Origin of the sequence: Citrobacter sp. C348 (assembly GCF_047467975.1) — a bacterium.
GTDB lineage: Bacteria > Pseudomonadota > Gammaproteobacteria > Enterobacterales > Enterobacteriaceae > Citrobacter > Citrobacter gillenii.
In genome coordinates, this window is the sequence record NZ_JASJUJ010000015.1 from 97,876 (window position 1) to 110,624 (window position 12,749).

8 protein-coding genes and 1 tRNA gene are annotated in these 12,749 nt (G+C 51.4%); 6 read left to right on the forward strand and 3 right to left on the reverse strand.

The features are described 5' to 3' along the window. Positions 1 to 272: 272 nt before the first annotated feature. The 5 genes from aspA to QNN86_RS22260 all read left to right on the forward strand — a co-directional run bounded on the left by aspA (position 273) and on the right by QNN86_RS22260 (position 5,897). Complete coding sequence (aspA, locus tag QNN86_RS22240; RefSeq protein WP_096758611.1) at positions 273 to 1,709, forward strand: aspartate ammonia-lyase; 1,437 nt, start codon at positions 273 to 275, stop codon at positions 1,707 to 1,709. Between the two features lie 114 nt (positions 1,710 to 1,823). After that, entirely contained in the window at positions 1,824 to 3,125 is a 1,302-nt protein-coding gene (gene dcuA, locus QNN86_RS22245) for an anaerobic C4-dicarboxylate transporter DcuA (RefSeq protein WP_135323446.1), read from the forward strand. Positions 3,126 to 3,253: 128 nt separating this feature from the next. Then, entirely contained in the window at positions 3,254 to 3,601 is a 348-nt protein-coding gene (cutA, locus tag QNN86_RS22250; RefSeq protein WP_096758613.1) for a divalent cation tolerance protein CutA, read from the forward strand. Next, positions 3,577 to 5,286 (forward strand): protein-disulfide reductase DsbD, encoded by a 1,710-nt coding sequence (locus tag QNN86_RS22255; RefSeq protein WP_414212342.1) that lies wholly within the window; start codon positions 3,577 to 3,579, stop codon positions 5,284 to 5,286. Before cutA ends, QNN86_RS22255 begins: the two co-directional genes overlap by 25 nt. 35 nt (positions 5,287 to 5,321) lie before the next feature. Continuing rightward, on the forward strand, positions 5,322 to 5,897 hold the full coding sequence (locus tag QNN86_RS22260; protein WP_096758615.1) for a transcriptional regulator: 576 nt from the start codon (positions 5,322 to 5,324) through the stop codon (positions 5,895 to 5,897). Here the strand turns inward: QNN86_RS22260 and QNN86_RS22265 are convergent. Then, complete coding sequence (locus QNN86_RS22265; RefSeq protein WP_115259639.1) at positions 5,894 to 6,484, reverse strand: LysE family translocator; 591 nt, start codon at positions 6,482 to 6,484, stop codon at positions 5,894 to 5,896. The genes QNN86_RS22260 and QNN86_RS22265 overlap by 4 nt on opposite strands. A 36-nt stretch (positions 6,485 to 6,520) precedes the next feature. Next, positions 6,521 to 7,366, reverse strand: coding sequence for an AraC family transcriptional regulator (locus QNN86_RS22270; RefSeq protein WP_182270566.1), 846 nt, complete (start codon positions 7,364 to 7,366; stop codon positions 6,521 to 6,523). Between the two features lie 169 nt (positions 7,367 to 7,535). On the opposite strand from QNN86_RS22270, the gene QNN86_RS22275 reads away from it, so the two are divergent. Further along, positions 7,536 to 7,611 (forward strand) — tRNA-Phe (locus tag QNN86_RS22275). Between the two features lie 430 nt (positions 7,612 to 8,041). On the opposite strand, the gene QNN86_RS22280 is transcribed toward QNN86_RS22275, so the two are convergent. Next, a complete protein-coding gene (locus tag QNN86_RS22280) occupies positions 8,042 to 11,806 on the reverse strand; it encodes a peroxidase family protein (protein ID WP_414212343.1) in 3,765 nt (1,254 codons plus the stop codon). Positions 11,807 to 12,749 lie beyond the last annotated feature (943 nt).

The window sequence follows — 12,749 nt, forward strand, 5'->3', positions numbered from 1 at the left end:
AAAGATGTGGGGGGAATTAGCAAAATTTCAAGCGGGTTCTACACTTATTTTTGGTATTAATCCTAAAGGGGTGATCTATTTCACAGAATAATAATTAAGGGGTAATTTCCGCGTTTTAAGTGATCCAGATTACGGTAGAAATCCTGAACCAGCATATGATCTCGGGTATCAGACCGATGCAGGGGATAATCGTCGGTCGAGAAACAATCGAAATCACATATATCCTGTGTGTTTAGTAAAAAATCATTGGCAGCTTGAAAAAGAAGGTTCACATGTTAAACAACATTCGTATCGAAGAAGACTTGTTGGGTACCAGGGAAGTTCCAGCGGACGCCTACTACGGTGTTCATACTCTGAGAGCGATTGAAAACTTCTACATTAGCAACAACAAAATCAGCGATATCCCTGAGTTTGTTCGCGGTATGGTAATGGTGAAAAAGGCAGCGGCCCTGGCCAACAAAGAGCTGCAAACCATTCCTAAGAGTGTGGCAAATGCCATCATCGCAGCATGTGATGAAGTTCTGAATAACGGAAAATGCATGGATCAGTTCCCGGTAGATGTTTACCAGGGTGGTGCGGGTACCTCCGTCAACATGAACACCAACGAAGTGCTGGCCAATATCGGTCTGGAACTGATGGGTCACCAGAAAGGTGAATATCAGTACCTGAATCCGAACGACCACGTGAACAAATGTCAGTCCACCAACGACGCTTACCCGACCGGCTTCCGTATCGCTGTTTACGCATCCATCATCAAACTGATTGATGCCCTGAACCAGCTGCGTGAAGGCTTCGAACAAAAAGCCGTTGAATTCCAGGACATCCTGAAAATGGGTCGTACCCAGCTGCAGGATGCTGTACCGATGACTCTCGGTCAGGAATTCCGTGCTTTCAGCGTTCTGCTGAAAGAAGAAGTGAAGAACATTGGCCGTACTGCTGAGCTGCTGCTGGAAGTTAACCTCGGCGCAACCGCAATCGGTACAGGTCTGAACACCCCGAAAGAGTACTCTCCGCTGGCTGTACAGAAACTGGCTGAAGTCACTGGCTTTGCCTGTGTTCCGGCTGAAGACCTGATTGAAGCAACGTCCGACTGTGGCGCATATGTTATGGTGCATAGCGCACTGAAACGTCTGGCTGTTAAGATGTCCAAAATCTGTAACGACCTGCGTTTGCTCTCCTCTGGCCCACGTGCTGGCCTGAACGAGATCAACCTGCCGGAACTGCAGGCGGGTTCTTCCATCATGCCTGCAAAAGTAAACCCGGTTATCCCGGAAGTCGTCAACCAGGTGTGCTTTAAAGTCATCGGTAACGACATCACCGTTACCATGGCGTCTGAAGCTGGTCAGTTGCAGTTGAACGTTATGGAACCGGTTATTGGCCAGGCAATGTTTGAATCTATCCACATCCTGAGCAATGCTTGCTACAACCTGCTGGAAAAATGCGTTAGCGGCATTACGGCTAACAAAGAAGTGTGTGAAGCATTCGTGTATAACTCCATCGGTATCGTGACCTATCTGAACCCGTTCATCGGTCACCACAACGGCGATATCGTCGGTAAAATCTGTGCCGAAACCGGTAAGAGCGTGCGCGAAGTTGTCCTTGAACGCGGCCTGTTGACCGAAGCTGAGCTGGACGATATTTTCTCTGCTCAGAACCTGATGCACCCTGCTTATAAAGCAAAACGTTATACTGATGAAAGCGAGCAGTAATCGTGTAGGGTAGTACCAGAGAAGGCACGTCAGATGACGTGCCTTTTTTCTTGCACGAAGTTACTTAAAAACAACAATTTAATATCAACTTGTTAAACAACAAGGAAGGCTAATATGATAGTTTTAGAACTTATCATCGTTTTGCTGGCAATCTTTTTAGGTGCCAGACTTGGGGGTATCGGTATTGGATTTGCAGGTGGGCTGGGTGTTCTGGTTCTCGCCGCTATTGGCGTAAAACCGGGTAATATTCCGTTCGATGTTATTTCCATTATCATGGCGGTTATCGCTGCCATTTCTGCTATGCAGATTGCAGGTGGTCTGGACTATTTGGTTCACCAAACTGAAAAACTGCTGCGTAAGAACCCAAAATACATCACGATCCTTGCACCGATCGTGACCTATTTCCTGACTATCTTTGCAGGTACAGGCAACATCTCTCTGGCAACGCTGCCGGTTATCGCTGAAGTGGCGAAGGAACAAGGCATCAAACCTTGCCGTCCGCTGTCTACTGCGGTGGTTTCTGCACAGATTGCGATTACTGCATCGCCAATCTCCGCAGCCGTGGTGTACATGTCTTCCGTCATGGAAGGTCATGGCATCAGCTACATCCATCTGCTGTCCGTGGTCATTCCGTCCACGCTGCTGGCGGTACTGGTGATGTCCTTCCTGGTCACTATGCTGTTCAACTCCAAGCTGTCTGACGATCCGGTTTACCGTAAACGTCTGGAAGAAGGCCTGGTCGAACTGCGTGGTGAAAGACAAGTTGAAATCAAAGCGGGCGCAAAAACCTCCGTATGGTTATTCCTGCTGGGCGTGGTTTGCGTGGTGGCTTACGCCATTATCAACAGCCCAAGCCTCGGCCTGGTCGCTAAACCGCTGATGAACACCACCAACGCCATCCTGATCATCATGCTGAGCATCGCGACGCTGACCACGATCATCTGCCGCGTTGAAACGGACTCTATCCTGAACTCCAGCACCTTCAAAGCCGGTATGAGCGCCTGTATTTGTATCCTGGGCGTTGCATGGCTGGGTGATACTTTCGTTTCTCACAACATTGACTGGATCAAAGACACTGCAGGTAGCGTTATTCAGGGCCATCCGTGGCTGCTGGCTGTCATCTTCTTCTTTGCTTCTGCGCTGCTGTACTCTCAGGCAGCAACCGCAAAAGCTCTGATGCCGATGGCTCTGGCGCTGAACGTTTCTCCGCTGACCGCTGTCGCGTCTTTCGCGGCCGTTTCTGGCCTGTTCATTCTGCCAACTTACCCAACGCTGGTTGCGGCGGTTCAGATGGATGACACCGGGACAACCCGCATCGGTAAATTCGTCTTTAACCATCCGTTCTTCATCCCGGGTACGCTGGGTGTGGTACTGGCTGTCTGCTTCGGCTTCCTGCTGGGCAGCTTTATGCTGTAAGTTCTACCTGCAGGGCGCCTGTGCGCCCTGCAGTTCCTCTCTCCCGTCTCGCTTTGACTAACATCCTTCTTGCGTCCGTTGTATAGTGACTCCTCTCTTGCTGGTTACTCTGTGCTTTCGAGGTGTTTATGCTTGATGTAAAGAATCAGGATATCTCCATCCCCGATACCGTTGTCGTGCTCTGTACCGCCCCGGATGAAGCAACCGCTCAGGATCTGGCCGCTAAAGTGCTGGCGGAAAAACTGGCCGCCTGCGTCACACTGCTACCTGGGGCTACCTCCCTCTATTATTGGGAAGGCAAGCTGGAGCAGGAATATGAAGTCCAGATGATCTTAAAAACCGCAGTTTCACACCAGCAAGCACTTCTCGATTGCCTGAAGTCACACCACCCGTATCAAACACCTGAACTTCTGGTTTTACCCGTCACTCACGGAGATTTTGATTACCGCTCATGGCTCAACGCATCCTTACGCTGATCCTGCTGCTCTGCAGCACATCGACTTTTGCTGGCTTATTTGACGCGCCTGGCCGCTCGCAGTTTGTCCCTGCCGACCAAGCATTTGTGTTTGATTTTCAGCAAAACCAACACGATCTGAACCTCTCCTGGCAGGTCAAAGATGGCTATTACCTGTATCGTAAACAGATAAGCATAATCCCGTCTCAGGCCGATACTACCGAGGTAAAATTGCCGCCAGGGGTCTGGCATGAAGATGAGTTTTACGGCAAGAGTGAAATCTATCGTAAACAGCTGAACGTTCCGGTCACCGTCAAGCAGGCTGCCGCGGGTGCGACGCTAACGGTCACTTACCAGGGCTGCGCCGACGCCGGGTTCTGCTATCCACCAGAAACCAAAACCGTACCGTTAAGTGAGATTTCTGCTGATACCAGGACAACACCAGCGCCAGCTCCGGCGCCTGTCGCGCAGGAAGAGAAACCGCAGCCCACAGCCCAACTTCCCTTTTCCGCACTGTGGGCCTTGTTGATCGGGATTGGCATCGCCTTTACGCCTTGTGTACTGCCGATGTATCCGCTGATTTCCGGTATCGTACTGGGTGGCAAACAACGCTTATCAACCGGACGCGCACTGCTGCTGACCTTTATCTACGTCCAGGGGATGGCGCTTACCTACACCGCACTGGGTCTGGTGGTTGCCGCTGCAGGATTACAATTCCAGGCGGCGCTACAGCATCCTTATGTACTGGTTGGCCTTGCCATCGTCTTTACGCTGCTGGCGCTGTCGATGTTTGGCCTGTTCACGCTACAGTTACCCTCTTCACTACAGACACGTCTCACGTTAATGAGTAATCGTCAGCAAGGCGGCTCTCCCGGCAGCGTGTTTGTAATGGGGGCAATTGCCGGTCTGATCTGTTCGCCTTGCACCACCGCCCCACTGAGCGCAATTCTGCTGTATATCGCTCAGAGCGGAAACATGTGGCTAGGCGGCGGCACGCTGTATCTGTACGCGCTGGGAATGGGACTGCCCCTGATGCTCATTACCGTCTTTGGTAACCGTCTACTGCCGAAAAGCGGCCCGTGGATGGAGCATGTCAAAACCGCCTTTGGTTTTGTCATCCTGGCGCTTCCCGTATTTTTACTGGAACGTATTATCGGTGACGAGTGGGGGATCCGCTTGTGGTCGTTACTCGGCGTCGCGTTCTTTAGCTGGGCCTTCATTACCAGTCTGCAAGCCAAGCGCCCATGGATGCGCCTTGTGCAAATAGCCCTGCTCGCCGCCGCTCTGGTGAGCGTACGTCCCTTGCAGGACTGGGCATATGGTACACCGCATGCACAAACGCAGGCACATCTGAACTTCAAACCCATCGCGACGGTCGATGCGTTAAGTCAGGCGCTGGCAGAGGCAAAAGGTAAGCCGGTGATGCTGGATCTGTACGCCGACTGGTGCGTAGCCTGCAAAGAATTTGAGAAATACACCTTCAGCGATCCGCTGGTTCAACAGGCATTAGGCAACACGGTATTACTGCAGGCGGACGTCACGGCAAATAATGCCCAGGATGTCGCACTGCTGAAGCACCTACAGGTCTTAGGGCTGCCCACCATTTTGTTCTTTGATGCCCAGGGTAAAGAGCAGCCAAACGCGCGGGTAACGGGTTTTATGGATGCCGCAACATTTAACGCACATTTGCACGATCGCCAACCGTGAGCGACACTTGCAAAAGGAAAACGGAGGAGAATACCGTGCAACGTGAAGATGTCCTGGGAGAAGCCCTGAAATTACTTGAGGTGCAAGGGATAGCCAATACCACGCTGGAAATGGTGGCCGACCATATTGATTATCCGCTTGATGAGCTGCAGCGCTTCTGGCCCGATAAAGAGGCCATCCTGTACGATGCCCTGCGGTACCTTAGCCAGCGGGTAGATATCTGGCGGCGTCAGCTTCTGCTTGATGACACCCTGAGCGCTGAGCAAAAGTTACTGGCTCGCTATAACGCCCTGGCCGAATGTGTGAGCAACAATCGTTACCCCGGCTGCCTGTTCATCGCCGCCTGTACCTTCTACCCTGACCCCGGCCACCCTATCCATCAACTTGCGGATCAACAAAAAAAGGCAGCCCATGATTTTACCCATGAACTGCTGACGACGCTGGAAGTTGACGACCCGGCGATGGTCGCCAAACAGATGGAACTGGTGCTTGAAGGTTGCCTGAGCCGCATGCTGGTCAATCGTAGCCAGGCTGACGTGGAAACGGCACACCGGCTGGCGGAAGACATCCTGCGCTTCGCCCAATGCCGACAGGGTGGTGCGCTGACCTAAGCAAACATACCCGCCCATGCTGAGATAAGCAGACACAGCGCCATCACCCGTTGAAAACGCACCATCGCCGTGGTGGTGCGAAACACTCTGTTTACCGCCTTACCCAGCCACGCCCAGCACAACAAGCACGCCACAGATATCAGTAAGAACCACAGCGCCATTAGCGCAACATCCCGCAGCATATGCTCACCCGTCGGGGCAAACAGACTCACCACCGCCAGCGCCATCATCCACGTTTTGGGATTGATAATCTGCAACAGTGCCGCTGCTTTGGCAGTAAAGCGATGGCGCGTTTGCCCAGCAATATTCGTTGCCGGAGCACAAAACAGCTGCCAGCTCATCCATGTCAGCCACAGTACACCCGCCCAGCTCATCACCTGGCGTACCAGCGGATACTGGCGCAGCAGTTCACCTGCACCGGCTCCAGATATCAGCACAATGGCGCTGGCGGCCACACAGCCGCTGACAAGCGCAGGCAGTGTGGCTCTCACGCCATAATGCTGACTGCTGGTCAGCACAAGAATATTGGTGGGGCCTGGCGTTATCGAAGCAACAAAAGCAAACAACAAGTACGGCATAATATTCACAGGTGACTCCTTATTATTGGAGTCCTGACTGTGACGTTATTTATTGGAAACGTCTGGAAGGTTTGTGCACAACTTACGGTAATGTGCAGGCGTAATCCTGTACGCCCGCTGGAACCAGCGTCCAAGATGACTTTGATCGGCAAAGCCCAGCGTTGTCGCCACAGCGACGGGCCGTTCCCCTCGCGCCAGTAGCTGACGTGCTTTTGCCAGCCGCAACTGGATAAGCCAGGCATGCGGTGCCATATGGAATTCTCGCTTGAAACTGCGGGTCAGGGTAAAGCGGTCTGTTCCTGTCTCCCGTGCCAGATCGGAAAGGCCGATATTGTCGCCCATATGCGCATACATATAGTCCCGCGCTCGATGCGCCATTGCACAACCCTGTATTTGTGATGGCAGACGCTTACGCCACCGACAATGTGCCGTGAGCTGAGTCAGCAAATTATCCATATTGCTTTGCTGCACGATACGCATTTCATCGGTATGCAGTGAACCAAATGTCTCACCAATCGCCCGAACCAGATGCGGCTCACGGGTCAGCGTTTGGTTAAAGTGCAGTGAATAGCTACCCGGAGTAGCCTCGTACAGCCCATGTAACGTGTGGGTCAGCCACTGTTCATCAAGGTAAAAGGTCAGATAGGTAAAACCGCCTGCAACCGGGGCATCACCATCATGGATTTCACCCGGTTCTAGCAGAAACGCATCACCCGGCTGGCTGTGATGACGTTCCCGGCGACAGTGAAACTGCTGGGTACCGGAAAGGGTGATCCCCACCAGATAGCTGTCATGCCAGTGCGGGTCAAAGGCATGGCCTTCAAAGTGCGCCTTAATAGTCTCAATACCGGTATCGGCATGCTGTCGTAGTTCAAGCCAGTCGTTTTCCATACTGCCCTCCTCTCACTGCCAGCATTGCCTGGTTAAATCACACCTGTCTGGAAGATTTGTGCAAACTTCAGGCATAAACGTACAGACTGCCGTAATATTAAGCGGTTGAACAGCTTTTCACGATATTTGATTGACTGCCAGGCGTGAATGCGGTTTAATGCGCCCCGTTGCCCGGATAGCTCAGTCGGTAGAGCAGGGGATTGAAAATCCCCGTGTCCTTGGTTCGATTCCGAGTCCGGGCACCACTATTTAGAAAAACCAGCCTACGGGCTGGTTTTTTGCTTTCTGGGGTTACGGTAGATTTCTGGTCACTTTAACCGCGGATGTCATTACCGAGCTTCCGCCATCCAGTCTGAGGATGTTGATGGCACTGAAAAATTTGTGACCTTTTTTAAGTTGTCCACTCAGGATTTCTGTAAATTCTTTGCGCTTCCTTGTGACTCGTTCAGATTTAATGGAGAGCATTAAACTATATTGCTTTCGGAATAAAATAATCCTGAACGCCTTATCTTGATAGCCTCGGTTTTGGGCATTAAATCTATTCACATCGGTAGAGGCGCCAGCATAAGCAAATGGATAACGCGACTAAAAAACAGCGTTATAAAGGTAGTTTTCGTTCCCCTTAATAACTTATTTAGTGTTGTTGGCGTATGCTGGCGCGACATCATCGTCTCCTTATCCGATTAGAATAAAATCATCAATATTGACGCTTTTAGAGTTTACGTTTTCTAAAGTAATGACATTGGCATTAGCAGGATCGCCGATGGTAATTACGGTACTGTTACCGGTTCCCCCGGCAATCTTGACGCTGCTGGCAAAATTCGTCACATCAATGCCGAATAAACTCACATCGAGGTAATCCTGTCCCCCGCTGGGATTACTGTCGAAGCCGCTGGTAATACGGTCTCGCCCAAAGCCTGTGCTAAAGACGAAGGTGTCATTTCCGGCACCACCGGTCATGATATCGTCACCCTGGCCACCCTCGAGTCTGTCGTTACCCGCTCCGCCTGTCAGTTTATCGTTACCAGCCCCGCCCTGAAGGATATCGGCACCGTCCCCCCCATCAAGGACGTCATTTCCTGCCCCACCGTTGAGCGTGTCGTTTCCTCCCATCCCATACAAAAAGTCATTACCACTGCCACCGGTGATGGTGTTGGCAATGGCATTCCCTTTGCCGGTGAACGCGCCAGTCCCGGTAAATACCAGAGTTTCAACGTTATTGGTCAGAGTGTAATTATGGAGGGTGGTCTGGACAGCATCTGTCCCGTCATTAAGACCTTCTGTAACGACGTCGCCATTATTATCAACAATATAGGTGTCATTGCCGAGGCCGCCCACCATCACATCAGCCCCCTCGCCGCCCTCAAGTCTGTCGTTACCCGCTCCGCCTGTCATTTTATCATTACCGGTCCCGCCCTGAAGGTTATCAGCACCCTCCCCCCCGTCGAGTACGTCATTTCCTGCCCCTCCGTTGAGCGTGTCGCTTCCTCCCATCCCATATAAAAAGTCATTACCACTGCCACCGGTGATGGTGTTGGCAATGGCATTCCCTCTGCCGGTAAACGCGCCTGTCCCGGTGAACACCAGGCTTTCAACGTTATTGGTCAACGTGTAATTGTGGAGGGTGGTCTGGACAGCATCTGTCCCGCCATTAAGACCTTCTGTAACGACGTCGCCATTATTATCAACAATATAGGTGTCATTGCCGAGACCACCCACCATCACATCGGCCCCGAGGCCGCCGTTGAGGATATCGTTGCCAGCCCCACCGTTGAGCGTGTCGTTGCCGCCCCCGCCATTCAGGACGTCGTTGCCGAGCCCACCATTCAGGATGTCAATGTCGTTCCCACCATTCAGGACGACGTTATTGTGGGCAATGACCGGCGGTTTATCGAGCTGACTCGTCCCGAAGATGTTCTCGGGAAGATTGGTCAGGCCCGTGTTGCGTGCCACGATCCCGGCAAAGCCCTGTTCCTCGATAACCTCGTAGAGGTCCAGATGCTCCACGCGGTCGAGATAATACAGCCGGTCACCTTCCTGGATGCGGTCAAGTTGTTCATGGATGATGACCCAGAAGGTCTGGCCAACCACACCACCATTGATGTGCTTCTCGGCGAGTCCGCCAACGAACAGATCCACTCTGTCGATGCCTTTGACGGTGTTTCCGTTGACCAATTTATAGCCAGGATTCGCCGCCAGGAAGTCTGCAATTTGAGTATCCTCTAGTACGAGGTCGGGATAGGCCTTCTTGAATTGCGCAATGACGGTGTCGCTGAGATTGTTCCGTGCCTGGAAGTCTTCCCATGAACTGTAGGGTGTGAGATCGCCCGCAAAACTCACCGCCTCTTTGACGTACGGATCGAGAGAGGCCATCAGGTCGGCCCGGATCTGGTTCATCGAACCCAGACCGACGTCCCACTCACGGGCGACGTCGAAGGCGAACACGTCAGCACTCATACGAACGAGGTCGTTGCGCACAGCATCGACGATATTGACGTCGACTTCTTCCGCAGGCTGGACAACCCCCCCGGCAATGATCCCGGCGGCACCCAGTTGCTCATAGCCCGGCTGTGGAGAGTAAGGCAATTGCGATTTGGGGAAGTTGAACGCACTCGTATCGTTGGTCGGGTTGAGGAACGCGTCGAACAGCGGCACCTGCGTTGCATTGCCCTCAGCGTCGAGCACCGTCAGCGTCTGCCCTATCAGCGAATGTCCGAACCGGTAAGCGGCAACCGCGAACTCGTGCGAGACTCGTGCATCCACTTCCGGGTTGTACTCGGCGAAGCCGTGATCGCCCTCACCTCTCATGCCACCAAGCAACTTGTCGGCAAAGTCGGTGTAAATAACGCGCTGATATTCAGCTTCGTTAATGATCTTGGCAGCCTGGAACAGCTCTTCAGCTGTTCCATCAAATCCGGCTTCGAGCAATGCGTTAACATGGAAGTTGTGATTCCGCTCCCAGATGTTGTGGATCGCGGTTAGTGCGATATTCTCGTTCGCACGTCCATCACCCGCCACGTAGTGGTCGAGCAGGTTGATAAAGGGGTTGGTGTCGAGCAGCAGCGCAAAGCCACTTCCCATGAAATTAGAGGTCATGGCAGGAAGCATCGCTTGGTTGATAACGCCATTGCTGTCGACCAGTCCGGCGAAGTACTCCCGGAAGGATACGCGGTGGTCGCCCGGCAGCGAGCTGTCGGTGAACAGCGTGTTGTTGTTCCAGTGATGCAGGATCAGTTCACTCAACGTGGGCAGTAGCTTGAAATTTGGATTTGATGGATCCACTCCGCCCTCTAACAGCTTGCCCGTAAACCCGCCCAGTCCATCACCTTCTCGCAGGAACTGGCCGACGAGTTCGTTAGAGCCATAAGTTTGGTTCTGGTCAGCGAATGGCGATGTCTTATTGAGATGCTGCGGGATTCCATTGGCATCAATACTGTCAACGGTGCCGCGAGTCAGGTCCGCGGGGTTTGGAACCGAGCCCGGAGCGCCAATCTGGATCGTTCCGTTACCTCCCTTACCGAGGAAATCGAGACCGTGATCGAAGTACTGACCGAAGGCCGTGAATAAGCTGTTCACGCCAGCGGCATTGCCGGACAGGTTTGCTTCCTGTGCACCAAGGGCATCGCTGATGGCTCGCGGATCCAGCCCGGAGAACAGGGGGTTAATGTCGCGGTTTTGGGTCGTCTCATTCCAGGCGCCATAGTGCGCGTCGGTGAGCCGTATGAACGGCTGATCGGCTGAACCATAGTCAAGGTGAACCCGGTTATTACCGGTACCTTCGAGATCTCGGATACCGAGCGCATCGTTGTCTTCCCCTCCTTCAAGCCCGTTGACGAGATTCTTCAGGTTGGCGACATCACTGGCGGTGAGAGGGAAAGCACCGTCGCCGCCGACATCGTCATTGTCATCGTCATCGTCATCGTCATCGGCTTCCGTCGACGTTTCCTTGCGCGCTAAGAGAATGGGATCGGTAGGTTTCAACTTAGTGTTTATGCCATCATGCACCGTGATCTTGTCCTGAGTTAGCGTAGAAGCCTTGGTTCTCGGTGCCAGCTCAATAACCTCCTGCGGCGTCGGCGAGCCAAACACATCATCTAGGCCTATGCTGAGCACCGGATCGGTCTCTTTGTTCACTTCAACTGCGGATAAGAAATTGGCGGTCCGGTTGCTGATAATCCATGACGGCGGATCTATAACCGACCATATCCCAGCGTATCCCGCCTGAAATGAGGAATCAAAAAAGCGCAGGAAGGAAAAGTCTGTGGCACCAAACTTGCCTTGCCCTGTAACCAGGTTGTTAAAGCTAGCATCGAAGGTTCGCATACTGAATGGCACAAGATGGTTAGATAATATATTGAAGTTGAGATCGTCGACATCCATTTGTGCTATAGATATTTGTTTGAGGGTATATTTCAGGTCAGGTTTTATGACATTCTTCATTTTCATTTCTCTCAGTAATGATTATGAAAGGCACGAAAAGGCGAAGCCGGTAAGCGGCACTCGAATTACGCGCCTGGAATTGCTAACTGAGCGAATAGGTAGAGCGACTTCGAGCTCCGGGTGGACGCACAACCTATATATCACCCTTTAACGTCACAAAAGACCCTATGATAGATATGCTCAGCCCCCACTGGAAAATCGCGACGACTTACTTTGCCAAACTGATAGCAGGCTTCAGACAAGCGACCCCTTAATATTGAATAAAGCCAAAAAAATAACATTCGTCAATTAGTAGCAACTATTTTTAAATTTCGAATGGCAAAAAAATCATCAATATTGCACAGCTAATACATCACCCAGTATTTAATCGATCATCAATGCGTTAACAGTCTCACTTTAATTTACTTTAAATTCAATAAACTACAGAAACAAATCCAGACAAGTATTGAATAAATCATAAAGAAAAAATTGAACCCCCATCAACCCGCACTAATAAAAATGATATAAAAGTTTAAATGGCGACAATAAAAATAATACATCCTCATTACCGCACCACTGAAATTCCGGAGCTAAACTATATTAATATATCATTACCAACATAAATGAAGTCATTATATGTAATGTTAAATTTTTTTATGCGGTATAAATTATGATTTTCCTGACTGGATATACGGAATAGCCTCGGATTTTCTGGAGGTTTTACTGGATAACATAGGAATGTAAGGACGCGCGGAAAATTCAGATGACTTCCTTGAAAGAAGTTATTTCGCGATAGGATCGAAGCTAAAGAAACCAACCGACGGGCTGGTCTTTTGCTATTTTATTTCCCAAGACTTCTCAGCCAATCCCAATCCATCTCCTTATCAATCACCCGAAACCGTCGCTGCTACCCCCCATAAATTAATAGGTAGTTAGATTTTTAATCAAAGAAGAATGCTTTGTT